Source organism: Thermaerobacter nagasakiensis, assembly GCF_055396825.1.
Map to the genome: position 1 here is coordinate 1,360,526 of NZ_AP043740.1, position 23,910 is coordinate 1,384,435.

16 protein-coding genes and 1 riboswitch are annotated in these 23,910 nt (G+C 74.3%); of the genes, 11 read left to right on the plus strand and 5 right to left on the minus strand.

The window, feature by feature from the left end:
* The first annotated feature begins 117 nt into the window (after positions 1-117).
* Both ACZ5T9_RS05830 and ACZ5T9_RS05835 read left to right on the plus strand, forming a co-directional pair.
* The gene (locus tag ACZ5T9_RS05830; RefSeq protein WP_464834358.1) at positions 118-1,596 is read left to right on the plus strand and encodes a carboxypeptidase-like regulatory domain-containing protein; all 1,479 of its coding nucleotides are present in this window, start codon (positions 118-120) and stop codon (positions 1,594-1,596) included.
* 41 nt (positions 1,597-1,637) lie between these two features.
* A complete protein-coding gene (locus tag ACZ5T9_RS05835; protein WP_464834359.1) occupies positions 1,638-2,537 on the plus strand; it encodes a class E sortase in 900 nt (299 codons plus the stop codon).
* 150 nt (positions 2,538-2,687) lie between these two features.
* On the opposite strand, the gene ACZ5T9_RS05840 is transcribed toward ACZ5T9_RS05835, so the two are convergent.
* Positions 2,688-3,977 (minus strand): trans-sulfuration enzyme family protein, encoded by a 1,290-nt coding sequence (locus ACZ5T9_RS05840; protein ID WP_464834360.1) that lies wholly within the window; start codon positions 3,975-3,977, stop codon positions 2,688-2,690.
* The gene (locus tag ACZ5T9_RS05845; RefSeq protein WP_464834361.1) at positions 3,967-6,183 is read right to left on the minus strand and encodes a methylenetetrahydrofolate reductase; all 2,217 of its coding nucleotides are present in this window, start codon (positions 6,181-6,183) and stop codon (positions 3,967-3,969) included. The genes ACZ5T9_RS05840 and ACZ5T9_RS05845 overlap by 11 nt, the downstream gene beginning before the upstream one ends.
* A gap of 452 nt (positions 6,184-6,635) precedes the next feature.
* Positions 6,636-6,745: riboswitch (SAM riboswitch) on the minus strand.
* A gap of 204 nt (positions 6,746-6,949) precedes the next feature.
* Here ACZ5T9_RS05845 and menA point away from each other — a divergent pair.
* The 6 genes from menA to ACZ5T9_RS05875 all read left to right on the plus strand — a co-directional run bounded on the left by menA (position 6,950) and on the right by ACZ5T9_RS05875 (position 18,661).
* Positions 6,950-7,945 (plus strand): 1,4-dihydroxy-2-naphthoate octaprenyltransferase, encoded by a 996-nt coding sequence (gene menA, locus ACZ5T9_RS05850; protein WP_464834362.1) that lies wholly within the window; start codon positions 6,950-6,952, stop codon positions 7,943-7,945.
* Positions 7,946-8,310: 365 nt separating this feature from the next.
* The gene (locus ACZ5T9_RS05855; RefSeq protein WP_464834363.1) at positions 8,311-10,149 is read left to right on the plus strand and encodes an isochorismate synthase; all 1,839 of its coding nucleotides are present in this window, start codon (positions 8,311-8,313) and stop codon (positions 10,147-10,149) included.
* Between the two features lie 358 nt (positions 10,150-10,507).
* Positions 10,508-14,026 carry a 2-succinyl-5-enolpyruvyl-6-hydroxy-3-cyclohexene-1-carboxylic-acid synthase gene (gene menD / locus ACZ5T9_RS05860; protein WP_464834364.1) on the plus strand — a complete coding sequence of 1,173 codons (3,519 nt, stop codon included), beginning with the start codon at positions 10,508-10,510 and terminating at the stop codon, positions 14,024-14,026.
* A 231-nt stretch (positions 14,027-14,257) separates the two neighbouring features.
* Positions 14,258-15,094, plus strand: a complete 837-nt coding sequence (gene menB / locus ACZ5T9_RS05865) for a 1,4-dihydroxy-2-naphthoyl-CoA synthase (RefSeq protein ID WP_006903512.1) — start codon at positions 14,258-14,260, stop codon at positions 15,092-15,094.
* A 264-nt stretch (positions 15,095-15,358) separates the two neighbouring features.
* Complete coding sequence (locus ACZ5T9_RS05870) at positions 15,359-16,783, plus strand: L-cystine transporter (protein WP_464834365.1); 1,425 nt, start codon at positions 15,359-15,361, stop codon at positions 16,781-16,783.
* A gap of 246 nt (positions 16,784-17,029) precedes the next feature.
* Positions 17,030-18,661: an FAD-binding oxidoreductase gene (locus ACZ5T9_RS05875; RefSeq protein WP_464834366.1), complete on the plus strand. Its 1,632-nt coding sequence runs from the start codon at positions 17,030-17,032 to the stop codon at positions 18,659-18,661.
* 66 nt (positions 18,662-18,727) lie between these two features.
* Here the strand turns inward: ACZ5T9_RS05875 and ACZ5T9_RS05880 are convergent, their stop codons facing one another.
* On the minus strand, positions 18,728-18,844 hold the full coding sequence (locus tag ACZ5T9_RS05880; protein WP_006903515.1) for a hypothetical protein: 117 nt from the start codon (positions 18,842-18,844) through the stop codon (positions 18,728-18,730).
* A 210-nt stretch (positions 18,845-19,054) separates the two neighbouring features.
* Here ACZ5T9_RS05880 and ACZ5T9_RS05885 point away from each other — a divergent pair, with 210 nt between their 5' ends.
* The gene (locus ACZ5T9_RS05885; protein WP_464834367.1) at positions 19,055-19,297 is read left to right on the plus strand and encodes an AbrB/MazE/SpoVT family DNA-binding domain-containing protein; all 243 of its coding nucleotides are present in this window, start codon (positions 19,055-19,057) and stop codon (positions 19,295-19,297) included.
* Positions 19,294-19,695, plus strand: a complete 402-nt coding sequence (locus ACZ5T9_RS05890) for a type II toxin-antitoxin system death-on-curing family toxin (RefSeq protein WP_464834368.1) — start codon at positions 19,294-19,296, stop codon at positions 19,693-19,695. Before ACZ5T9_RS05885 ends, ACZ5T9_RS05890 begins: the two co-directional genes overlap by 4 nt.
* A 122-nt stretch (positions 19,696-19,817) precedes the next feature.
* Here the strand turns inward: ACZ5T9_RS05890 and ACZ5T9_RS05895 are convergent, their stop codons facing one another.
* A complete protein-coding gene (locus ACZ5T9_RS05895) occupies positions 19,818-20,750 on the minus strand; it encodes an acetamidase/formamidase family protein (RefSeq protein WP_464834369.1) in 933 nt (310 codons plus the stop codon).
* Between the two features lie 286 nt (positions 20,751-21,036).
* Here ACZ5T9_RS05895 and menE point away from each other — a divergent pair, with 286 nt between their 5' ends.
* Complete coding sequence (gene menE, locus ACZ5T9_RS05900) at positions 21,037-22,968, plus strand: o-succinylbenzoate--CoA ligase (protein ID WP_464834370.1); 1,932 nt, start codon at positions 21,037-21,039, stop codon at positions 22,966-22,968.
* Positions 22,969-22,998: 30 nt separating this feature from the next.
* Here menE and ACZ5T9_RS05905 read toward each other — a convergent pair whose 3' ends face one another.
* A complete protein-coding gene (locus tag ACZ5T9_RS05905) occupies positions 22,999-23,775 on the minus strand; it encodes a response regulator transcription factor (protein WP_464834371.1) in 777 nt (258 codons plus the stop codon).
* Positions 23,776-23,910: the final 135 nt, after the last annotated feature.

The following is a 23,910-nucleotide window of genomic DNA, read 5'->3' on the forward strand; positions in this document are numbered from 1 at the left end:
CAATACCGCGTCGAATCAAACAATTTCTTTTAAAAGCGTACACCTACCATAAAAAGGCCAAGCCCAACGAATCCTAAATACTAAACGTCCATTTAGTCGGTATGGGGGAGGGGGAGCATGCGGCAAGCGGAACAGGGCTCCCGCTGGCGGCACCCGGTGGCCTGGGTCGCCAGCGTGGCCCTGGTGGTGGCCACCGGGGGCGGCGTCCTGCTGGGAGGAGGACCGGTGGCCAAGGCAGCCGGCCCGCGCCTGCCCGGCTCGGAGAAGGTGCAGGAGGCGACCCAGGGGCTTCTGGCCACGGGCGGGAGTGCGGCTCGGGATGCGGGAGCGGCAGCCGGCGGGACGGTGGCGGCTGCGACGGGCACGCTGTCCGGTGCCCTGAGCACGGTGACCGGGACCGCCGCAGGAACCGCCGGCACCATCGCCGCCACCGCCGGCGAGGCCGCCGGCCAGCTGGCGGGCGCCCTGACCGGAGGGACAGGCGGTGAGGCGGTCGAGGGCACGGTGGACCAGGCGGGCCAGACGGCCGGTGGGGCGGCCGGGACCCTGGCGGGAGACCCGCTCGGCTCCCTGGTGGAGGGGGTGGCCGGGACCGTGGAAGGCGCCGCCGGCACCCTGACCGGCGCCATCTTGGACACGGCCGGCGACCTCCTGTCCACGGGGGGAGGCGGAGACCAGGACGGCAACACGGGTGGCGGGCCCTCCTTGAACCTGCAGATCGGCGACCAGAACGTGGAGGTCAGCCTGGACGGCGGCCTCCGCATCAGCCCGGACCCGACGGGCGGGCTCCTGTCAGGTTCGGGCGGCGGCAATGGGGACCAGGCCGGCAGCGGCGGATCCGGCGGCGGGTCCGGCGGTGGCGGCCCGTCCGGCGGGGGAGGGGATGAGCCGGTGCGGGCCGACCTGCCCACGGGCACCATCACCGGCCTGGTATGCGACGCCCTGAGCGGTCTTCCCATCCCGGGCGCCACGGTGTCGGTGGGTGAGGAACTGGGCGCCGCCCTGGGCATCGCCCGGACCGACCTGGGCGGGAACTTCAGCCTGGACATCGGACGCACCTCCAGCGGCCGGTTGACCATCACCGCCAGCGCCGGAGGATACGCCGTGACTACTTCCGGCCCCGTCACCCTGGGGCCCGACGGCACGGCCACGGTGAAGGTCTGCCTGGAGCGCGCCAGCACCGGCCCCCAGAACCCTCCCGGCGATCAGCCCGGTGAGGACGGTGACGGGGGATCGCCACCCGGCGGCCCGGGCGGTGGCACTCCCGGCCCTGGTACGGGACCGGGCACGGGCGGGTCAGGTGGCGGGTCCACCGGCAGCGGCCCCGGCGGCGGCGGCGGTACCGGCGACGAGCGGGCCAGCTGGGGCAGCCTGCCGTTCACCGGCGGCAACGGCCTGGCCTTTCTGCTCGCCGGCTCCTTGGCGGCCGGCGCCGGCCTGGCCGTTCGGCGGTGGGCACTGAACGGTGGCGCCCGGGGCGTGCGGGCAGCCTGCGGGACGATGACGGAGGCGGGTGTTGCCGGCCCATTCCCCGCCGGCATGGCGGCCGGCGCGCCCGCACCGCCAGAGGACGGCGAGCCCTCCCCTTCCTGCTGACCCAGCGGGCGGATCCCAGCCTGATGGGAGACGAAAGCGCCGTGGCAGTGCGGTTCACGCGCCGGTGGTGGGGAACCCTGGCGGGCTGGGTGCTCGTCCTGGTGGGGGTCGCCCTGGCCACGGCGCCCGCCTTGCAGTGGGTGTACGGCGCCGGCTGGCAGGCCCACCTGCAGGCGCAGCTGGTACCGCCGGGTCCGGATGATCCGGGCGGGGACCCGGAGGAGCCCGCGCCGCCGGGCTTGGGGCCTGCCGGCCGGATCTGGGCGTCCCCCGCCGCGGACCGGCTCCTCGAGCTCCTGGGCCGCTGGTTGGGCGGGCTCGAAAGGCTTCTCGGCTGGTTGCGGGAGCGTCTGACCGGGGCGGGCGTGCCTGACGGGTGGCTGGCCTGGTGGTGGGAAGACCCCGGCCTGGCCGCCACGGCGGCCGTCCCTGGCTCCGGGGAGCTCCGCGGCGGGGAGCGGCTCCAGGCAGCAGCCGGGCGGGGCGCCGGAGGCGCCGGCGGAGACGCGGCGGCTGGCCGCGAAGCGGCCGCCCTAGAACCGGGGCAGCCCGTGGCGCGGCTGGTGATCCCGCGGGCCGGTGTGGACGCCGTGGTCCTTTACGGTACGAGCCGGGCCGTCCTGGCGCGCGGACCCGGCATCTACCCGGAGGCCGAGCTGCCCGGCGCCCAGGCCCGGGTGGCCATCGCCGCCCACCGGACCACCTATGGCGGCTGGTTCCGCCACCTCGACCGGCTGCAGCCCGGCGACGCCCTTGCCCTGTGGTATCAGGGGCGCTGGTACCGGTACACTGCCCGCCGCGTCTTCGCCACCCACCGCAACGACTGGCGGGCGGTGCTGGAGGGGCCCCGGCCGGGGCTCATCCTCACCACGTGCCACCCGCCGGGTTCGTCCCGGCAGCGGCTGGTGGTGTATGCCGAACTGACCGGCGTTACGCCGTAAGGCTCGTCCTTGGGCTGAGGGCGAGGCCGAGGCGGGGCTCGAGGCCCCTGGGCTCGAGGCCGGGGGCCTCGAGCCCAGGGGCCGGGCCGCCATGCGGGCGAGCCGCCGGCACAGGCCTCCGGCCAGCCGGGAGCACGGGGGGCTCCGCTCTCACGCCTCCTGCCGCGCCCGGCCGGCCAGGATGGCTTCGGCCCGGGCGCGGGCCTCCGCCAGGGACAGGGCCGACGGCCCCTCCAGCGCCTGCTCCAGGTCGGCGGCCAGGTCGTCCACCGCTTCGATGCCCACCGAAAGCCGCAGCAGCCCCTCGTCGATGCCCAGCCGCTCCCGCAAGGCGGCAGGCATCTCCCTGTGGGTGGTGCTGGCGGGGTGGGTGATCAAGCTCTCCACGCCGCCGAAGCTTTCCGCGAAGAGAATGAGCCGGAGCCGCTGCAGCACGTCGCCGGCCCGGCCGGCATCCTGCAGGCGGAAGCTGAGCATCGCCCCGAAGCCCTCCGCCTGCTGCCGGCAGCGCCGGAAGAAGGGGCTTGACGGCAGCCCCGGATAGTACACCGCCGCCACCGCCGGGTGGGCCTCCAGCCAGAGGGCCAGGGTCAGGGCGTTGTGCTGGGCCTGGGCCATGCGCAGCGCCAGGGTCTTGAGGCCCCGCACGGCCAGCCAGGCGTCGTGGGGCCCCAGGATACCGCCCGTGACGGTGCGCACGGAGGTCAGTTCGTCCGCCAGGGCCGGGGTCGCCGCCACGGCCACGCCCGCCACCAGGTCGTTGTGGCCGGCCAGGTACTTGCTGGCGCTGTGGATCACCACGTCGGCGCCCCGGGTGAGGGGCCGCTGGAAGAGGGGCGTGAACAGGGTCGAATCCACCAGCAGCCACAGGCGATGGTGCCGGCACAGGGCGGCCAGCCCGTCCAGGTCGGCCACCCGCATGAGGGGGTTGGTCGGGCTCTCCACCAGCACGGCCCGGGTCGCCGGCGTCAGAGCCTCCGCCACGGCCGCGGCGTCGGTGGTGTCGGCCAGGGTGTAGCCGATGCCCAGGTGGCGGAACAGCTCGTCCAGCACCCGCCAGGTGTGGCCGTACAGGTCCTCGGTCACCACCAGGTGGTCGCCGGGCCGGAAGAGGTGCAGCACCGCCGTGAGGGCAGCCATACCTGAGGCGAAGGCCAGGGCGGCGAAGCCTTCTTCCAGCCCGTTGACCGCCGCTTCGAAGGCCTCCCGCGTGGGGTTGTGCAGCCGGCTGTAATCCCAGCCGGTGGTCTGGCCGGGCCCCGGGTGCTCGTAGGTGGCCGTCTGGTAGATGGGCACGGCCACGGACCCGGTGCGGGGGTCGCGGCGCACGCCCGCGTGCACCACCCGGGTGGCGGGCTGCAGCCGGGGGACGGGGCGGGTCCCCTCCGGGTCCGGGACCGCCCCGCCCTGGGACCGGGCGGGGACCGGTTCAACCGGCATGGTGGCGCACCTCCTCCGGGCTCCGGGCTGCCGGGCCCCGGGCTGCCGCCGCGGGAAGGGGGCCGTCTAGCCGCGCCCGCAAGCGCCGGACGAACTCGGCCACCGGCTCCGCCTTCCCGTAGGAGATCACGACGTAGACCCCGGCAATGTAGGGCCGGGCGGCCTCCACCACTTCCTCGGCCAGCTGGAGGCCCACCTCCAGACCCCGCTCGCCGGCCCGGTCCAGGGCCTCGCGGATCCGGGCGGGGATGGAGATGCCGGGCACCTGGTGGTGCAGGTAATGGGCGTGACGGCCGCTGTGCAGGGGCATCACGCCCATGACGAGGGGTACCGGGCACCCGCCCAGCCGGTCCAGGACCCGCTCCAGGGGCTCCAGCTCGTAGAGGGGCTGGGTCATGACGAAGTCCACCACGCCCACCGCCAGCTTGCGGCGGAAGCGGTCCAGCTCCTGGTCCAGGTCGTCCGCCGACGGGCTCAGGGCGCAGGCCACGGTGAAGTCGGCCGGCGCCCCCAGGGCGTTGCCCCGGGGATCCTCGCCCCGGCGCAGGGCCGCCAGCACCTCCAGCAGGCCGATGGAGTCCACGTCGTAGACCGGGGAGGTGCCGCTGGAACCCAGGCGGGGATGGTCGCCCGTCAGGGCCAGGACGTTGCGGACGCCCAGGGCATGGGCGGCCAGCAGGTCGGCCTGCAGGGCCATCAGGTTCCGGTCCCGGGTGGTGCAGTGCATGATGGCGTCGATGCCGGCGCTGCGGGCCAGCAGGGCACCGGCCCAGGCCGCCATCCGCGGCCGGGCCATGGGGCTGTCGCCCACGTTGACGGCATCGGCTCCGGCCGCCGCCACAGTGCGGGCATCGGCCAGGAACTTGGTGGCCACCGGACCCCGCGGCGGATCCAGCTCGACGCTGATGACGAACCGGCGCCCCAGCTTCTCCCGCAGCGGAGCGGGTCTTCCGGGGCCGGTGGCCCCGCCCGCGCCGCTGGTGGTTGCGCCTGGGAGGGAGCATGCACCGGCAGGCCGGCTCCTGCCCCAAAGGGCAGCGGCGGGCAAGGAGGCGGCCTGCTTGCCGGCGTCAGGATGGCCGGCGTCAGGATGGCCGGCGCCCGGCCCGGCGGGGCCGCTGCCCGGACCCGTCCGGTTCAGAGGGCCGGGGACCGGCAGGGCCGGGGCCGGGCCCTCCGGCTCCGGGTGGACCGCTTGGATGCGGGCGGCCAGAGCTTCCAGGTCCGCAGGCTGCCAGGCGCCGGTTCCACCCACCCAGCCGGGTCCGAGAAGGCGCAGGGCATCCCACGCATCCCACCCGCCGGTGTCCTGGGTGGCCGGCTTGGGCCCGGCCAGCCCACGGGCCCCGGGTGCGGCCCCGCCGTTCAGCCGTCCCAGGGTGACCCACAGCGGGCCGCTCCACCCGGCCCGCCGCACCGCCGCCAGCCAGCGGGCTGCTCGCGCCGGCCCGCCGCCGGTGGCCACACCCAGGGCGTCGGGCCAGCCGGCCGAGTGGAACGCCTCCAGCCAGGGGGAGGGGAGGGCATCCGGCGGCTCCCCCTCCCCCACCAGCAGGACACCCACCGGCAACCGGGCCGCCTCCCGCACGGCCTTCAGGGCGAGGCCGGCCTCCAGGGGGTGGCGGGCTTCGACCCAGAACAGGTCGACGCCCCCTGCCAGCAGCCCGGCCACCTGGCAGCGGTATCCTTCCAGGACGGCCTCCGGCTCGGCACCGCCGCCGGCAGCGGCGGTGGCGGGCAGCGGTCCCAACAACCCCGCCACCAGGCAAGGCCGCCCGGCCAGTTCCCGGGCGGATCGCGCCAGCTTGGCGGCCCAGAGGTTGGTCTCCTCGATCCGCTCCGGGGGCGTGGACGGCAGCCACCAGGGGCTGGCCCAGCGGGTGGCGGTGCGGACCAGGCGGGCCCCGGCCCGGATGGCCGCCAGGTGGACGCCTTCCACCGCGGCGGGTTCGGTGAGGGGCAGGAGGGCGGTGCCCGGAGCCGGTTCTTCCTCCTCCCGGGCCGTGCCCCGGGGCCCCCCGGGCGCCCCGGGGCCAGGCTGGGACGGCGCGGGTCCGCCGCCGGACGGGCTGTCGCCCGCGGGGGAGGGCCGGACCGGGCGGGCGGCCAGGGCCCAGGAGGGGTCGCCATCGGCCAGGGCGGGCAAGACGGGTCCAGGACTCACCACCGGCAGGGTTCGGGGAGCCGGATCCGGGGCGAAGGGCACGAAGGTTCCTCCGCCCCCGCCCCCTGAAACCGGGCGTGCCGGAGGGAGGCCGGCAGGGCCCGCAGGGCCGTTGTCCTCGGGCGGGTGGCCCGCGGCAGGGAAGGCCGCCCGCGGCGGAGCCGCGTCGTCGGGCTGGGAGTCGGCCGTGGCCGGGTGGGCAGGTCGCGGTCCGGCGGCCGGCCGGAAGGGCTGGGTCACCCTGGTCGTCACCTCCAGTTCGCGGCGCCGGCGACAGCGCCCCGGCACGGGGTGCCTGGGCTTCCGCACGGCGCTCGGCGCTGCAGGATGGGGGGGAACGGGCCCTTCCCGGCCCCACCGGCCCCTGGCTCGCCGGGCTCCGGGACCCCTGGGTACCTGGGGTCCCCGGTCCCTTAAGCTCTGGCGGCCAAAGAAGAAGCCCCTTCCGAAGGAGGAAGGGGCTTGGTGATCGCAGCAGGGTCCCCGTCCCCCTTCTCTCATCTCTCGGCTCCCGGAGGGAGCCGCGGGAGTTGGCACCGCACGACCAAGGTCGCCGGTTGCCGCGGCGTCATCGGGCCCGTCCCTCGACCGCTCTGGATAAGAGAGGGGTCGGCCGGCTCGGCCGGCCGCATGCGTTGTCAATGGAGATTAGGGACAGTATAGCCGGGTTCCGCCATCCCGGCAACAGGGCGGAACGCGCGTCCTTCGTTACAATAAGAGACGTGCAACAGGGCACCTGGAACGGTACACTGGCCACCCGGACGGGAGCGTGACCCGGCCGGCGGGCGCGGGATGGGGGAGAGATCCGGTGCACCAGGCGGACGAACACGGCCCGGCCATGGCACGGGCGGCGGCCGCGGGCGCAGGGGCCGAGGCGCCCACCGCCCGCTCCTGGCGCCTGCTGGCCCGGGCCTGGTTCCAGGCCAGCCGCCCCCACCTCAAGCCGGTCACCATCATCCCCGTGCTGGTGGGGATCCTGGTGGCCGGCGGGGAGGGCCACTTCGACCCGTGGCTGGCGCTGCTCACCATGCTGGGCAGCCTGGCCATCCACGCCGGCACCGACATGGCCAACGACTACTTCGACTACATCATGTACGAGGGCGATGCGCCCTTCACCGGCGGCAGCGGCGTGATCCAGGCGGGGTGGCTCAGCCCGGACAGCCTGCGCCGGGGAGCCTGGGCCACCTTCGGCTTCGGCGCTCTGGTGGGCGGCTACCTGGCCGCCCGCACGGGCTGGCCCGCCCTGGCCTTCGGCCTGCTGGGCATCGCCAGCGGACTCTTCTACACGGCTCCGCCCGTCCGCTACGGCTACCGCGGGCTCGGCGAGGTCATGGTGGGACTCAACATGGGCGCGGTGCTGGTGCTGGGTTCGTACTACGTCCAGGCCCGCACCCTTTCCCCGGAGGCGCTGGTGGCCTCCTTGCCCCTGGTGTCCCTGGTGGCCCTGATCCTCTATGCCGAGTCGATCCACGACATCGAAGAAGACCGGGCCACCGGCAAGATGACCGTGGCGGCGCGGCTCGGAGAGACGCGCGCCCTGCGCCTGTACTTCGGGTGGGTGGCGGCCACGGCGGTGCTGATCGTCGCCGGGGTGGCGGCCGGGCGGCTGCCCGCCCTGGTGCTGGTCACGCTGGTGCCCGCGGCCCGCTGCCTGCGGCAGGCCCCGCTCTTCCTGGCCCGACCCTACCGGCACCAGGACCTTTACCGCCTGGGCCGGCTGGCCCTGGGGCTCTACAAGGCGGCGGGGGTCTCGCTGGTGGCGGGATACGGCTGGTGGTGGCTGCGATCGGCCCTGTGGTCCTGACAGGACCGGGGGTTTGCGGGAGCGAGCCGGCCGGCCGGGCCCACCCGCCCGCCATGGGCCGAGCCCATCGCCGGGGCCGCCGGTCTTGAGAGTCCCGGCGACCTGGGTGCAACGGGGTTGCGGACGGCGCAGCCGGCAGCCGGGCGGGGCGAGCCGCCGGGCGAGGCGGGCGCACGGGTGTGGCGGACCCTGCCCGGCCGGGTGGCCTTGAGGAAGGGATCTGGGCCTCGCTCACGAACATCCCTGCTTTGGGTCGCCGGTGAATGAATGTTCACCCAGAGTTCACCGGGGACGCCAGCCGTTGCCGATTCAAGGAACCAGCAATCCGCCGGGTTCGGCGAACTTACGATCCTTAGGATAGAGGGATGACATCCTTGGCCAGGGAAGTGCCCCGTCTTGCGTCCCTCACGGGACCCGTCAGTCGCGATCTGGACCGGCTCCATGCCCGCGCCCGGGACCAGGCCCGGCGCGGGCGGCGGCCTGCCGTGGTGAGCTTCACCGTCGCCGCCGAGGACCTGGACCCCGTCGCGCTGTGGGAGGGCGCCGCCATCCTGACCCACGAGCGGGCGCTCTGGTCGGCTCCGGGCGGCACCATGGCCATGGTCGCGCTGGGGGCGGCAGCCGTCCTGGAATCCGCTCCAGGTCCGGATGCGCCGGCCGGGCCGGAAGCGGCGGGAGCCGGCCCCGGCGCGCCCCTGGCCGCCATCGCCCCAGCCCTGGCTTCCGCCTGGCAGGCCCTGTGCGAGGGTGCGCTCATCGATGCGCCCCACGGCGTGTGGGGAACGGGACCGGTGGTGGTGGGGGGCTTCGCCTTCGACCCCCAGGAGGCGGCGGATTTGCTGTGGGCCGGCTTCCCCGCGGCGCGCTTCGTCCTGCCGGAGCTGCTGGTCACCCGGACAGGCGGCGGGACCTGGCTCACCTTCAACCGGGTGGTGGTCCCCGGGGTGGTGACGGCGGCGGAGAGGGGGGCCGGAACCCCGGATGCCGCAGGCGCGGGTGGCGAGGGAGCCGGGTGGGTTTTCCCCGGGGGCATCCGGCTGCGCGTGCCCGTGGCGGCCACCACCGCCGCCGGCGAGCGCGGTCGCCGCTGGCTCTCGCTGCTGGCCGTCGCTTCCACGGCCGGGCGGGGCCCGGAAAGCGGCGGGACGGACCCCCGAGGGCCTGCCGGTGCCGCGGGCCCTGGCGGGCCGGGCAAGGCGGAGGCCGGGCCAGGCGGCCGGGCCGGTCTTCAACTGGCCGGAGCCGCAGGGCTCGGTGCTGCGCCCGGTGCACCGGGCTGGCCTGGGTCAGCCGGCGGTCGGGAGGGGTCCGGTTCGTCCGCCCGGCCGCACGGGGCCGGTGGATTCCCGTCCCTGCTGGGTGCGCGGGCGGTGCCCGGCCGGGACGAGTGGGAGGCGATGCTCGGCGCGGCGCTGGACGCCATCGGCCGGGGCGAGCTGGCCAAGGTGGTCCTGGCGCGCCGCCTGCACCTGCGGGCCGCGGCGGCCTTCGATCCCGGGACGGCCCTGCGCCGGCTCCAGGCCGGTTACCCCGAATGCTTCATCTTCGCCGTGGCCCGAGACCGGACCGTCTTCCTGGGGGCCACGCCCGAACGGCTGGTGCGGCTGCGGGACCGGCGGGTCGAGACGGCCGCGGTGGCCGGTTCGACCGCGCGGGGGGCGACCCCTGAGGCCGACGCTGCCCTGGCCCGGGAACTGCTGGCCAGTCCCAAGGAACGGGAAGAACACGCGCTGGTGGTGCGGATGCTGCGGGACACCCTGGGGCCGGTGTGCCGGGTGCTGGACGTCCCGGCGGAGCCCCGCCTGCTCCAGCTGCGGAACGTGCAGCACCTGTACACGCCCATCACGGGGGTGGTCGACGGCGCCACGGTGCCGGAGCTGGTGGCGCGGCTGCATCCCACACCGGCCCTGGGCGGCTGGCCGCGGGAGCGGGCCCTGGAGTTCATCCGCCGCTGGGAGGGCGGAAGCCGGGGCTGGTACGCGGCTCCCCTGGGCTGGTTCGACCACCGGGGGGAGGGGGAGATGGCGGTGGCCATCCGCTCGGGGGTGGTGCGGGGGCCCGAGGCGTGGCTCTTTGCCGGCTGCGGCGTGGTGGCGGGGTCGGACCCCGGGCGCGAATGGCACGAGACGGCCCTGAAGCTGCAGCCGCTGGCCTCCGCCCTGGGGGTGGAACCCGGCGCCCCGGAGGTGGACCACGGTGGCTGAGCCGGTGGGAGCGGGCCCCCAAGGGCAGCGGGAGGAGCCCGGCGCAGGAAGGGCCGGCGCCGCGGCCGGGCCCGCCGCGGGGGGTGCGGTGGCCGGTGCATCCTCCGGCGGGGGCGATGTCGGCAGCAGGACCGCGGGAGCCTGGGGCGCCGCTGGGGCGGCTGCGCCCGTGGGTCCAGGCGGGGCTGCCGTGCCTGGCGGTCCGGGTGGATCCGCGGGGCATGCGGGCCCGGCAGGGGCTGCTTTACGTGCCGGCCGTGGCGGTTCGGCCGGGCCTGGAGATCTTGGAGGGGCAGCCGTGCCGGCCGGGCCTGCTGGGTCCGCCGGGCCCTCCGGCCCGGGGGCCATTGCGCCCGCCGTGGCGCCCGGATCTGCCGCCCTCGGGGAACCGGACCGGGGCCGGATCAACCTGGTCTGGGCCCTGGCCCTGGTGGACGGCCTGGTGAGCGCGGGGGTCGAGCACGTGGTGGTGTGCCCGGGGTCCCGGTCCACGCCCCTGGCCCTGGCGGCGGCCCGGCATCCGGGCGTGCGGCTCTGGGTGCAGCTGGACGAGCGCTCGGCGGCCTTCTTCGCCCTGGGGCTCGGGCGCGCCACGGGCCGGCCGGCGGCGGTGGTGGCCACGTCGGGGACGGCGCCGGCCAACTTCTACCCGGCGGTGATCGAAGCGCGCTACGGCCGGGTTCCGCTGGTGGTCCTCTCCGCCGACCGCCCCCACGAGCTGCGGGAGTTCGGCGCCTCCCAGACCGTCGACCAGATCCACCTCTACGGCCGGCACGCCAAGTGGTTCGCCGACCTGCCCCTGCCGGAAGACGCCCCCGCTGCCCGCGCCTACGTGACCCGGGCGGCGGTGCGCGCCGTGACCGAGGCCCTGGCGGCCCCGGCGGGCCCCGTCCACCTGAACGTGCCCTTCCGGGAGCCCCTGGTGCCCGAGGCGCCGGTTGAACCCCGTCCGGCGGGGGTGTGGCAGGTGCCGCCGCCGGCCCCAAGGCTGCAGGCCCCATCGCCGCAGGCCCCGCCGGGGCCTGCCCGGCCGCGGCCCGTCGAGCCGCGGCTGGGGGCCGGTGCCCTGACGGAAGCCCAGGCCCACGAGCTCTTCAGCTTGCTGGCCGGCGCGCGGCGGGGGCTCATCGTCTGCGGGCCCCTTTCCCCCGTGCTGGCGGCGGCTCCGGGCGTGGGGCCGGCGGCAGGCGGCCCCGGCGGCGCGCCGGCCGCCCCCGCGGAGGGGCCGCCCCTGGCCGTGGCGGTGACCCGGCTGGCCCAGCGCCTTGGGCTGCCCGTGTTGGCGGACCCCCTATCCGGGGTGCGGTGTGGCTCCCATGTGGTGCCGGGGCCGGTCCCGGGCCCCATCATCGACGCCTACGACGCGTTCCTGCGGGTCCCCGGCCTGGCAAAGGCCCTGGCCCCCGACGTGGTCCTGCGCCTGGGCGGCATGCCGGTGTCCAAGCCGCTGGCCCAGTTCCTGGAGCGGCACCCCGGGGCCGTGCAGGTGGTGATCGACGAGGGCGGCTGGCCCGACCCCAGCCACGGGGCAGCGCTGGTGGTACGGGCGGACCCCGTGCAGGCCTGCTGGCAGCTGGCGCAGCTAGCGGCGGCCCATGGCGGGGACGAACCGGCCCGGGCCCGGCAGGACCAGCCGGCGGCCGGGCAAGGCGAGCCCCAGGCCCTGGCTGGTGCGGCGGGTGAAGCCGCCCCGGGGACGGAGACCCGGCGGTGCGCCGGGACGGGGGCCGGAGCCGTCGCGGGGACGCAGACCCTGCGACCCCCGGGGACGGGGGCCGAAGCCGTAGCGGGGACGGAGCCCGCCGGGACGGGGATGGCATCCCGGGCGGGCGGCCCGCCGGCGACCCGGGATCAGGGCGCGCTGTCCAGCCCGGGGGCCGCCGGTTCCTCCACAGGTTTCTCCAGCGCGATCGTCCCGGCCGGTTCGGCAGCCGCCGGCGGTCCGGCGGATCCCGTACCGGTGCCCGGCGATGCCTTGAGTCCGGCGGGTGCAGGTTCCTGGCTGGGCCTCTGGCAGCGCCTCAACCACATCGCCCGCCAGGCCATGGCCCGCCAGCTGGCCCGGTGGGACGAACCGGCCGAGCCCCGGGTGGCGGCGGAGCTGGCCCGGCTCTTGCCTGCGGGCACCCTGCTCTTTGCCGGCAACAGCATGCCCGTCCGGGACGTGGACACCTTCTTCCCGGCGGGGCCGCGCCCCGTCCGCATCCTGGCCAACCGGGGCGCCGCCGGCATCGACGGGGTGGTCTCCACCGCCGCAGGGGTGGCGGCGGCCGGCGAGGGGCCCGTGGTGCTGCTGATCGGCGACCTCTCCTTCTATCACGACCTCAACGGTCTCTGGGCGGCCGCCCGCTACGGCCTGCCCCTGGTCACGGTGGTGGTGAACAACGACGGCGGCGGGATCTTTTCCTTCCTGGCCCAGAGCCGGCTGGATCCGGCGGAGTTCGAGGCGCTCTGGGGCACGCCCCACGGGCTTGACTTTCGCCATGCAGCGGCCCTGTACGGGATCCCCTACCGCCGGGTCGACACCTGGGACGAATTCCAGACGGCCATGCAGGAGGCGCTGGACCGGGCGCGGGGCGGCGGTGGAACCGGCCTCCCGGGCGCCGCGGGTACCCCCGCGGAGGGCACCGGCCCTGCGGACGCCAGCATCCCTGGCCCGTCCATCATCGAGATCCGGACGAACCGGCAGCGCAATGTGGACCACCACCGGCAGATCTGGCAGGCGGTGGCGGCCGCGCTGGCAGAGGCTGGGCTGGCCGGCGCGCCGCCGGAGGCGGCCACCGCCCGGGCCCTGGAGCCCGCCGGCGATGGGGCTGCGGCGGGTTCAACCCCCCCGGCAGCGGAAGGCAGGGGGGGGCCAGGCCAGGAGGACCCGGCATCCCGGCCGGCAGAGGTGCTGGCAGTGGCCGGCGGGCAGGTTCGAGCCCAGGGAGCCGGTGGGAAGGCTCCAGAGCCTGGGGTTGCGCCGCCGGCCGGGGGCGCCCGGGCCGGGTTCGTCCGGGTCCGCGGGGCCCGCTATTACGTCGAAGCCGAAGGCTGGCCACTCCGCCACCATCTGGAGCTGGGGCCGCTCCTACCGGCGCTCCTGCCGGCAGGGGGCAGCTTCAGGCTCCCGGAGCCGGCGCTGCTGCTCCACGGCTTCACCGGCAACACCGCCACCTGGGCGGGGGTCTGGTCCCAGCTGGCCGCCGCGGGGCCGCTGCTGGCCGTGGACCTTCTGGGCCACGGCCGCTCGGCGGCGCCGGCCGGCCCGGACCGGTACCGCATGGAGGAGCAGGTCGCCGACCTTTTGGCCCTGCTGGACCGGCTGGGCATCGGGCGGGTGCACCTGGTGGGCTACTCCATGGGCGGGCGGGTGGCCCTGAGCCTGGCGGCCGCGGCGCCGGAGCGGGTGGCTTCGCTGGTGCTGGAGTCGTCGTCGCCCGGGCTGGCCGATCCCGCCGAGCGGGAGGCCCGCCGCCGGTCCGACGAGGCCCTGGCGCGCCGGATCGAGGAGGAGGGGGTCGGGGCCTTCACCCGGGCCTGGGAAGAGCTGCCCCTCTTTGCCGGGCTTAAGGACCTCGACCCCGCGGCCCGGGCGTCGGTCCGGGCCGCCCGCCTGGCCCAGCGGCCGCGGGGGCTGGCCGGCAGCCTGCGGGGCATGGGGGCCGGGGTTCAGCCGCCCCTCTGGGACCGCCTGCCGGACCTGCCCATGCCGGTGCTCTGCCTGGCGGGCGCGGCCGATGCCAAATACGCCGCCCTGGCCCGCACCATGGCCGAGCGGATTCCGCGCGGGCGGGCGGTGATCGTCCCGGGGGCAGGGCACACCGTCCACCTGGAAGAACCGGCCGCCTTCGTCCGGGAGGTGGGAGCCTTCTGGCGGGAGCACCGGCCGTGATCCGGGAAAGCCCGGGCGCGAAAGCCCTGGCGGGCCCCGGGCAGCCGGAGGATGGCCCCGCCGCCCGGTTGCCGGTGCGGCGCGGGTCGCCGCCGCCCCAAGAGTCCGGCCCGCCCAAGGTCCGCCCGGCGTGCTACGATGGCGCGGCGGGTACCACGGCGTGGTAGGTACCATGGCGTGCTACGATGGACAGGCAGCCCGAAGGGACAGAGTCACCGGGGAGGGAAGGGGATGGCGACGGACGTCCAGCTTCCGCGCTGGATCAAGGTCAAGGATTACGAGGACATCATCTACGAGAAGGCCGACGGCGAGGGCATCGCCAAGATCACCATCAACCGGCCCCACGTGCTCAACGCCTTCCGGCCCGAGACGGTCATGGAGATGCAGGACGCCTTCACCGACGCCCGCAACGACCCGCGCATCGGCGTGGTCCTGCTGACGGGGGCGGGAGGCAACTTCTGCAGCGGCGGCGACCAGAAGGTGCGGGGCCACGGCGGCTACGTGGACGAAGGGGGCATGGCGCGGCTCAACGTGCTGGACCTGCAGCGCCAGATCCGCACGCTGCCCAAGCCGGTCATCGCCCTGGTGGCCGGTTACGCCATCGGCGGCGGCCATGTGCTGCACGTGGTTTGCGACCTGACCATCGCCGCGGACAACGCCCGCTTCGGCCAGGCGGGGCCCCGGGTCGGCAGCTTCGACGGCGGTTACGGCGCCGGCCTGCTGGCGCGCATCGTGGGGCACAAGAAGGCCCGCGAGATCTGGTACCTCTGCCGCCAGTACACCGCCCAGGAAGCCCTGGAGATGGGGCTGGTCAACGCCGTGGTGCCCGCCGACCAGCTGGAGGCGGAGGGCGTCAAGTGGGCCCGGGAGATCCTGGACAAGAGCCCCATCGCCATCCGCATGCTCAAGGCGGCCTTCAACGCCGACACCGACGGCCTGGCGGGCCTGCAGCAGCTGGCGGGCGACGCCACCTTGATCTACTACCTCACCGACGAGGCCAAGGAAGGCCAGCGGGCCTTTCTGGAGAAGCGCAAGCCCGACTGGAGCAAGTTCCCGCGGTTTCCCTGATGGGCACACCGCGGTTCCATGCATGGGTTCGGTCCGCCCACCGATGTTGACCGGAGGCCCCGCTGTTCCGCGGGGCCATTGTGTTGCTTCAAGTAGGCACGGCTGCAGCGGGTTCGGTGCAGGCCGGGTTACCGTGACCGGTGTCCCTTGCGCCCGGGAGCGCCCTGGGATGTAATGAGTATGCCGAGCGGATTAGGAGGGATGCTGCGGGACCACCGCGGCGGCCGCAGCAGGGGAAACCGGGCAGGTAAGGAGGATCCCGCAATGGCATGGCTTCCCGTGGCGCTGAACGTCGCGGGCCTGTTCGTCCTGATCGCGGTGCTCTACTGGATGAAGGGCCGCGGGTTCAGCTTTTCCAGCCGGGTGTTCGCCGGCCTCGGGCTCGGCGTGATCTACGGACTCGTCTTGCACACCGCCTACGAGGCGCAGCCCGGGGTGATCCCTGCCTCGGTGGAGTGGTTCAACCTGGTGGGGACGGGCTACGTCAAGCTGCTCCAGATGGTGACCATCCCGCTGGTGTTCGTCGCCATCGTCTCCGCCTTCACCCGCATGGAACTGGCCGACAACACCGGCCGGCTGGCCCTGACCGTGGTCGCGATCCTGGTGGCCACCACGGCCATCGCGGCCGTCCTGGGCATCGGGTCCGTCGGCCTGTTCGGCCTTGACGCCAGCCAGTTCCACCAGGGCCAGGCGGAGGCCCAGCGCATCCAGCAGCTGGAGCAGACCTTCGGCGAGCTGCAGCAGATGTCGGCGCCCGAGCGGCTGCTGGAGCTGCTGCCCGCCAACCCCTTCCTCGACTTCACCGGGCAGCGGCGTGCTTCGACCATCGCCGTGGTGATCTTTGCGGCCTTCGTCGGCTCGGCGTACCTGGGCCTGCGGCACCGGGACCCCCAGGCGGCCGAGACCTTCGCCGGGATCGTCCGGGCGCTGGAGGGCGTGGTCATGGGCATGGTGCGGCAGGTGATCCGGCTCACGCCCTACGGCATCCTGGCCATCATGACCCGGGTGGCCGCCACCAGCGACTACGGCGCCATCTGGCAACTGGGCAAGTTCGTCGTCGCCTCCTACGCGGCGCTGGTGGCCATGTTCCTTCTGCACCTGCTGTTCTTGGGGGCGGCCGGCCTGAGCCCGGCGGCCTACGTGCGCAAGGCGCTGCCCGTGCTCACCTTCGCCTTCTCGTCCCGGTCGAGCGCGGCGACCCTGCCGCTCAACGTCCGCACCCAGGTGGAGGAACTCGGCGTACCCCAGGGCATCGCCAACCTGGCCGGGTCCCTGGGCCTGTCCATCGGGCAGAACGGCTGCGCCGGCGTCTATCCCGCCATGCTGGCGGTCATGGCGGCGCCTTTGGCCGGCATCGACCCCTGGACGCCGGGCTTTTTGCTCAGCGTGGTCGGCGTGGTGGCCATCAGCTCCTTCGGCGTGGCGGGCGTGGGCGGCGGCGCCACGTTTGCGTCGCTGCTGGTGCTGTCCATGCTGAACCTGCCCGTGGGGCTGGCGGGCCTGCTGATCTCGGTGGAGCCCCTGATCGACATGGGGCGCACGGCTCTCAACGTCAGCGGCGCCATGACGGCGGGGATCCTGACCAGCCGCCTGGCGGGACGCCTGGACGTTGACGTGTACCGCGGGCGCCGGGTGCCAGGCCCGGGGACCGGGACCGGGGCGGAAGCCGGCGTCCGGGTGGGCGCCTGAGCGCCGGAAGCCTGCAAGGGTTTGGAAGGCCCGGCGGGTCGAGAGCCCGGCGGGCATCGCGGCGGGACGCGGCGGGAATAGAGAGGACAGCTTTGGACGGGCCGGGACGCGCCGGCCTGCGGGCCGCCGGTTCCCAAGGGGGAACCGGCGGCCCGCCTTTCCGCCAGGGTATGGGGGAGGCGACCAGGGGCCGCTGCGGGGGAGGGCGAAAGAACCGCTCAAGCCGGGAGAGGGAGGGGGATGGTCATGCCCTCGTGGGCGGGCAAGGTGCGGCACTGGAACGGGTGGGGCTATGCCGGGGAAGAACCCGGCCCGGAGGCCGTGGAGCGCTGGCGGCGGTCGCTGGGAGTGCTGGCCGGCGTGCGGGCGGAGGATTACCGGTCACCGGTACCGCTGGACGGCCTGCGCCTGCCTCCGGCGCGCCTCGAACTAGACGGGGCGGGGTGTCTACCTGGCCTGCAGGGGTTCCGGGGGCGCCTGGCCGCCACCCCCTACGAGCGGGCCCTGCACGCCGCCGGCCGGAGCACCGGGGACCTGATCCGCCTGCGCACCGGTACGAACCTGCGCTTCCCCGACCTGGTGGCCTACCCGGCTGACGAGGAGGACGTCCTGCGCCTCCTGGAGTACGCCGCAGCCCGGCAGGTGGCCCTGATCCCCACGGGCGGCGGCAGCTCGGTGGTGGGGGGCATCGAGCCCGACGTGCCCCCGGCTTACACCGGGGTGATCAGCGTGGACCTCCGCGACCTCAAGGGAGTCCTGCACATCGACCGGGTGAGCCGGCGCGCTCGGGTGCGGGCGGGCACCCTGGGCCCGGACCTGGAAGACGCCCTGCGCCGGGAGGGCCTGGCCTTCCGCCATTACCCCCAGTCCTACGCCTGCTCCACCGTCGGCGGGTGGATCGCCGCCCGGGCCGGCGGTCACTTCGCCACCCTGTACGGCAAGATCGAGACGGCCGTGGAAGCCCTGCGTGTGATGACGCCGCGGGGGCGGATCGAGACCCGGGAGGTGCCCCAGTCGGCCTCCGGCCCCGACGGCAAGGCCTGGTTCGTCGGCTCCGAGGGGGCCCTGGGCGTGATTACCGAGGCGGTGCTGCGGTTGCAGGTTCCTCCGGTGCGGAAGCTGGCCACCGGGTTCCGGTTCCCCGCCTTCGCCGACGGGCTCGAGGCGGTGCGGCGTATCGTGCAGGCTGGGATCTACCCGCCGGTGCTGCGCCTGCTGGACGAGTATGAGGCCATGGTGGCCTTCTGGGGCCGGGCGGGGATGGAGCCCGGCGCCTTCCTGCACCTGGGCTTCGAGGTGACGGACTCCGACGTCGAGCGGGCGGTGACGGCGGCCTGGGAGGAGGCCACGCGCCTCTGCCGGACTGCGGGCGGGCGGGAGGTGCCGCCGACGGGGGTCCAGGCGTGGCGGGAGGGGTTCGTCCAACAGCCCTACTGGCGGGACGTGATGATCGACCACGGGCTGGTGGTGGATACCCTGGAGACGGCGACGGTGTGGTCCCGGGCGGCGGCCCTGCGGGGGGCGGTGCGGGAGGCGCTGTTCCGGCGCATGGAACGGTGGTCGCCGGTGGCCATGGTCCTCTGCCGCGTGACCCACGCGTACCCCGACGGCTGCTCGCTCTACTTCACCTTCATCACCCGGCCGCCGCGGGAGGCGATGTGGGCGGCGTGGCGGGACGTGCAACAGGCAGGGTTCGAGGCCTTCCTTGCCCACGGCGCCACCCTCAGCCACCACCACGGCACCGGCCGCGACTTTGCACCGTTCTTCGAGCGGGAGCACGGCCCCGGGCACGTGGCGGCCCTGCGGGCGCTGAAGGCCGCCCTCGACCCGGCGGGGGTGCTCAATCCGGGCGTGTTCTTCCCGGCCGGTGCCGCCTAGGACCCCTTGCGCCGGTGGGCGACTCGATGCGCCAGTACCGGCGGCTCGATGCGCTGGTACCGGCCGCTAGATCTTGTCCCGGCGCTGGCGCTGGTAGTGGGCCCGGCGCATGAAGGCCCACAGGGCGATTCCGGCGGCAACGATCAGTCCCCAGGTGATGACCCAGGGCCAGAGGGTCGGCATGGCGGCGATCCTCCCTCGCGGCGGCTGCCGCATCCGTGCTCCGCTGCCCGGCGGCCTGTCCGATAGGATGACCAAAGGGGCGGGCTCAGACCACGTCGCGGCGGGTCACGGTCAGGACCGCCAGCGCCAGGAACCCCAGGAACAGCGGCGGCAGCTGGACCTACCAGGTGTTAGAATGTTTTCATCAGGATCTGCGTGGGAGGGTTGGCCATGGGGATCCGGCGAATCTTACGGATCGGCCAGAGCCTTGGTGTTACCCTGCCCGCCCGGGAGCTTCATGAGCTGGGGCTGAAGGAGGGTGCTCCGGTCGAGGTCGAGGTGGATCGTGTCCAGCGGCAGGTGGTCATCCGGCCCTTGGACTCCGCGACAGGCGTTGACCCGTCGTTTGTCGAGGAGGCCCGGCGATTCGCCGAAAGGCATCGGGTCATCCTCGAAGAGCTCGCCCGGCGATGAGTCTCACCCCCGCTCAGATCCTCTATTTACACGACCTGGCCCTCGAGTTCGGCGGTGGCGCGCCAGGGGTTCTTGACGTAGGTCGCGTTGAGGTGGCTGTTGCGAGGGCGCTCCAGACTGTCGGTGGACAACCTGCTTACCTGACGCCTGTTGCACAGGCAGCGGCGTGTGCCTATGCCCTTGTGCGCGACCACCCGTTTGTGGATGGAAACAAGCGGACGGCTTTCTTGGCACTCGGCCTCTGGCTTGCGTCCGAAGGTCTCGTCTTCGATCCGCCACCAGCGGAGGCGGTTGAGGTCATGGAACGGGTAGCGGTTGGTCACATGGATGAGCGGGAACTGGCACGATGGGTGGAGCGGTGGGTCAGGAGACGAGACAGTCAGGCGAAGTTGTCGTGAACATCGACCGAGCGCCCCTTACAGACCAACGTGTCGGGGCGGCGCGAGTCCCGCCCGCACCGCCCCCTGCTGCCGGCCGCACGCCGCGGTCGATATCCCTCCGCGGCCCTGCCCACCGGCCCTCACCGGACGAACAGGGACTGGGGGAGGAAGGCCGAGACCAACCAGTTGGGCGCGTCGACCACCTCGCTGATCTTGAGGTCCACGGCCACGCTGGCCAGGGCGTAGGCCTCCGCAGGCTCCAGATGGTAGGTCTCCCCCAGATAGCGGATCATCGCCCGCACGGCCTTGCGGGTGGCCTCCATCAGGTCGTCGCTGATCCCGGTGGTGACGAAGTAGCCCCGCGGGTCCTGGCCCGACGCCAGCGGCCCCGGCACGATGAAGGCCGGTTCGTCCAGGCGCAGGTCGCGGCGGATGCGGAAGCGGCAGGCCACCTGCATGGCCGCCTCGATGGCCGTGCCGCACACCTCCCCGTCCCCCTGGGCGGCGTGGGTGTCGCCGATGGAGAAGAGCGCCCCCTCGACCCACACCGGCAGGAGCAGCCGGGTGCCGGCGGTCAGGTGGCGGATGTCCATGTTGCCGCCGTTCTTCCGCGGCGGGACGATGCTGTGCCGCCCCGGCTCGGGCAGGGCGACACCGATGGTGCCCGGGAAGGGGGCGAGGGGCACGGCGATGCGGTCGTTGAACCAGGCACGCTCACCGGGCCCCGACAGGTCCCAGATCTTGAGGTAGGGTTCCGGGAACTCGTCGGCCAGAAGGCCAAACCCGGGGATGATGGCCGTCCAGCCCCAGCGGGCGGGACCGAACTCCAGGATCTCGACCTCCAGCACGTCCCCCGGCTTCGCCCCCTTGATGAACACCGGTCCGGTGACGGGATTGACCCGCTCGAAGTCGAGCCGCGCCACGTCCGCGGCGGTCGAACCGGGGTTCAGCTGGCCGCCCGAGGCATCGACCACCTCGAACTCAACCGCCTCGCCGGGTTCGACCTCCAGCACCGGCTCAAGGCCGTTGTCCCAGCCGTAGTGGACGTGACGGGAGTGGATGGTGTGGGCCATGGGGTTCCCTCCTTGCAAACGGCATGGTGTCCCTGGATGCCATTTCGGTGGCGACCGGGGAAAGGCCTGTCTTGGTCCGGTGACGAGTCCTATGATGGTGGTGGTGTGGTGGTGCGCAGGGCGGCCGTGACCGCTGCCCGGCCATGACGCCGAAGAGGCAGGTGGAGGTCGAAAGGTGACCACGCCCCAATCCCCCCTTCCCGATCAGGCGGAACGGCCGGAGCACGGTGGGCCGGGTCGACCCGGGACGGCCGGGGGGCCGGCTACCTGGGCATGGACCGGGCCGATGCCCGAGTGGCTTCACCGGCAGGCGGAACTGCAACCCGGCGGGCTGGCCTTGCTGGTGGCCGGCGATCCGGCCGCGAGCCGTGACGAACGCTGCTGGACCTTCGCGGAACTGGACGCCGCGGCGACGGCGCTGGCCGAGCGGCTCCGGGCAGCCGGTGTCCAGCCGGGCCAGACCGTCGCGGCGCTGGCGGCCAACGAGCCCGGGTACGTCGTGCTGATCCACGCCCTGATTCGGGCGGGCGCTGTGCTAGTCCCCCTCAACGTGCGCCTGACGCCGGCCGAACTGGCCTGGCAGGTGGCCGACAGCGGCGCCGGCTGGCTGATCTACGGCCAGGGGTTCGGGGAGACCGCAGCGGCGGTGGCGGCCCACCCTTCTTCCGAGCCGGCGCAAGCCAACCGGGCACCGTCCCGCTCGAAAGGGCGGCCTTGCCTTCTCTCCCTGGCCGATCTGGCCGGTGCCGGGCCCGCTGCGGCGGCTTCCGCCGGTCCCGCCGCCCCACCTTCCACCGGGGACACGGGGGCCGCCGGGGTCCCGGCTTCTGCCGCGGTGCCGTCCACCGCCTCGACCGCGGGGCTTCGCGCCGCCATCGACCTGGCGGCACCCCACTGCATCATCTACACCTCGGGGACCACGGGCCGGCCCAAGGGCGCCGTCCTGACCTACGGCAACCACTTCTGGAGCGCCGTCCAGTCGGCCCTGAACCTGGGCCTGCACCGGGACGACCGCTGGCTCTGCTGCGTGCCCCTCTTCCACGTCAGCGGGCTGTCCATCGTCTTCCGGTCGGCGATCTACGGGATCCCCATGGTGCTGCACCGGCGGTTCGACCCGGCGGCGGTCAACGCCTCCATCGAGCGGCACCGGGTGACGGTGATCTCCGTGGTGGCCACCATGCTCCAGCGCATGCTGGACGAGCGCGGCCCCCGGCCCTATCCCGAGCACCTGCGCTGCGTGCTGCTGGGCGGCGGGCCGGCCCCGCGGCCGCTGCTGGAGGCCTGTGCCGCCCGCGGCATCCCCGTGGTGCAGACCTACGGCATGACGGAGACGGCCTCCCAGTTCGCCACCCTGGCTCCTGCCGACGCCCTGCGCAAGCTGGGCTCGGCCGGCAAACCGCTGTTCTTCAACCGGCTGCGCATCGTGGACGAACGCGGGCGCGACCTGCCGCCCGGCCAGGTGGGGGAGATCGCCGTGCAGGGCCCCACGGTCAGCCCGGGGTACCACCGCCGGCCCGACGCGACCGCCCGCGCCTGGCGGGAGGGCTGGTTCCACACCGGCGACCTGGGCTATGTGGATGAGGAGGGCTACCTCTACGTGGCCGACCGCCGGGACGACCTGATCATCTCCGGCGGCGAGAACGTCTACCCGGCGGAGGTGGAAGCGGTGCTGCTGGCCCACCCGGCGGTGGAGGAGGCCGGGGTGGTCGGGGTGCCGGATCCGGAGTGGGGGCATGTGCCGGTGGCGGTGGTGCGGCTGCGTGACCCCCACCTGGATGCCGCACCGGATGCGGGCCTTGGCTCCGGGAGGCACGCGGTCCCGGAAGCGGGTCGCACTCCAGCCCCTGCCCGAGAGGTGCAACCGGGCCGAACCCCAGTCCCTGCCCCGGAAGCGGAACCGGGCCGCATCTCGACCCCGGCCCCAGGGGTGCGACCGGACCGCACTTCGGCTCCTGCGGCCCCTGCCCGGGACCCGGAGCCGAGCCGCGCCTCAGCCCCCGTCCTGGCTGCGCAACCGAGCCGGTACGGGTCCCCGGCCCCTGATCCGGCCCGGCACCCGTCTCCGGTGACGGAAGAGGCTCTCTTGCGCTTCTGCGCCGAGCGGCTGGCGCGGTACAAGGTGCCCCGCCGGGTCCTCTTCACCTCCGAACCCCTGCCGCGCACCGCCAGCGGCAAGCTGCAACGGCATGTGCTGCGACAACGGCTGGGCTCGGGGTAGGGGCCTGCAGGGCCGGGCGCTGCAATCGCCCTAACCATCAAAGCGGTACCCCACGCCCCAGACGGTGGCGATGAGGTGGCGCAGCCCGAACGGCTCCAGCTTCTCTCGCAGGTTGCGAACGTGGCTGTCGACGACCCGCTCGTCGCCGAAATAGTCGCCGCCCCGCAGGCGGTCCAGGATCTGCTGGCGGCCCAGCGTCTGGCCGCGGTGGCGGGCCAGGATGTAGAGAAGGTCGAACTCGGTGCGGGTCAGCGGGACGGGTTGCCCGTCGACCGTCACCGTGCGGGCGCCGGGATCGATGACCAGCCGGCCGAGTTCAAGGGCCGGTTCGGCCCCCGGGGGCCGGGTCGCCCCGGCAGCCGGTATCCCGCGGCGGAGGAGGGCCCGGACGCGGGCCACGATCTCCCGCGGGTCGAAGGGTTTGACCACATAGTCGTCGGCCCCCAGGTGGAAGCCGTGCAGCCGCTCGTGGATCTCACCGCGGGCGGTCAGCATGAGGATGGGCACCGGGCTGCGTTCCCGGAGCCGTTCGCAGACCTCCCACCCGTCCATGCCGGGCAGCATCAGGTCGAGCACCACCGCCGCCACGGGGCGGCCTTGCCGCCCGGCGGCATCGAAAGCCGCCAGGGCGGACGGACCATCGCCGGCCTCCATCACGACGAACCCGGCCCGTTCCAGGTACAGCCGGAGCAGGCGCCGGATCTCTGCCTCGTCGTCGACCACCAGCACGGCCAGGGCATCCTGGCCGGGCGGGCGCTCCGGTGGAGGTGCATCACCGGTATTGTGGCGGTGGTCTCCCGTCCCCATTTCCCGGGTGACCTCCCCAGGACGTCCACGCCGGTGCCGCGGCGGGGGCGGTCCTCGTGGCCGCCACCCGCCGGGCCGGCAGCCCGAACGCATCGCGAAGGCGCCATCCGAAGAGCGAGCGACCTACGCAACCTG

Excerpts from the sequence above, each read along its gene's own strand:
- ACZ5T9_RS05830 (WP_464834358.1), top strand. The coding sequence starts at position 118 with ATGCGGCAAGCGGAACAGGGCTCCCGCTGGCGGCACCCGGTGGCCTGG.
- ACZ5T9_RS05840 (WP_464834360.1), bottom strand. The coding sequence starts at position 3,977 with ATGCCGGTTGAACCGGTCCCCGCCCGGTCCCAGGGCGGGGCGGTCCCG.
- ACZ5T9_RS05855 (WP_464834363.1), top strand. The coding sequence starts at position 8,311 with ATGACATCCTTGGCCAGGGAAGTGCCCCGTCTTGCGTCCCTCACGGGA.
- menB (WP_006903512.1), top strand. The coding sequence starts at position 14,258 with ATGGCGACGGACGTCCAGCTTCCGCGCTGGATCAAGGTCAAGGATTAC.
- ACZ5T9_RS05870 (WP_464834365.1), top strand. The coding sequence starts at position 15,359 with ATGGCATGGCTTCCCGTGGCGCTGAACGTCGCGGGCCTGTTCGTCCTG.
- ACZ5T9_RS05875 (WP_464834366.1), top strand. The coding sequence starts at position 17,030 with ATGCCCTCGTGGGCGGGCAAGGTGCGGCACTGGAACGGGTGGGGCTAT.
- ACZ5T9_RS05880 (WP_006903515.1), bottom strand. The coding sequence starts at position 18,844 with ATGCCGACCCTCTGGCCCTGGGTCATCACCTGGGGACTGATCGTTGCC.
- ACZ5T9_RS05885 (WP_464834367.1), top strand. The coding sequence starts at position 19,055 with ATGGGGATCCGGCGAATCTTACGGATCGGCCAGAGCCTTGGTGTTACC.
- ACZ5T9_RS05890 (WP_464834368.1), top strand. The coding sequence starts at position 19,294 with ATGAGTCTCACCCCCGCTCAGATCCTCTATTTACACGACCTGGCCCTC.
- ACZ5T9_RS05895 (WP_464834369.1), bottom strand. The coding sequence starts at position 20,750 with ATGGCCCACACCATCCACTCCCGTCACGTCCACTACGGCTGGGACAAC.
- menE (WP_464834370.1), top strand. The coding sequence starts at position 21,037 with ATGCCCGAGTGGCTTCACCGGCAGGCGGAACTGCAACCCGGCGGGCTG.
- ACZ5T9_RS05905 (WP_464834371.1), bottom strand. The coding sequence starts at position 23,775 with ATGGGGACGGGAGACCACCGCCACAATACCGGTGATGCACCTCCACCG.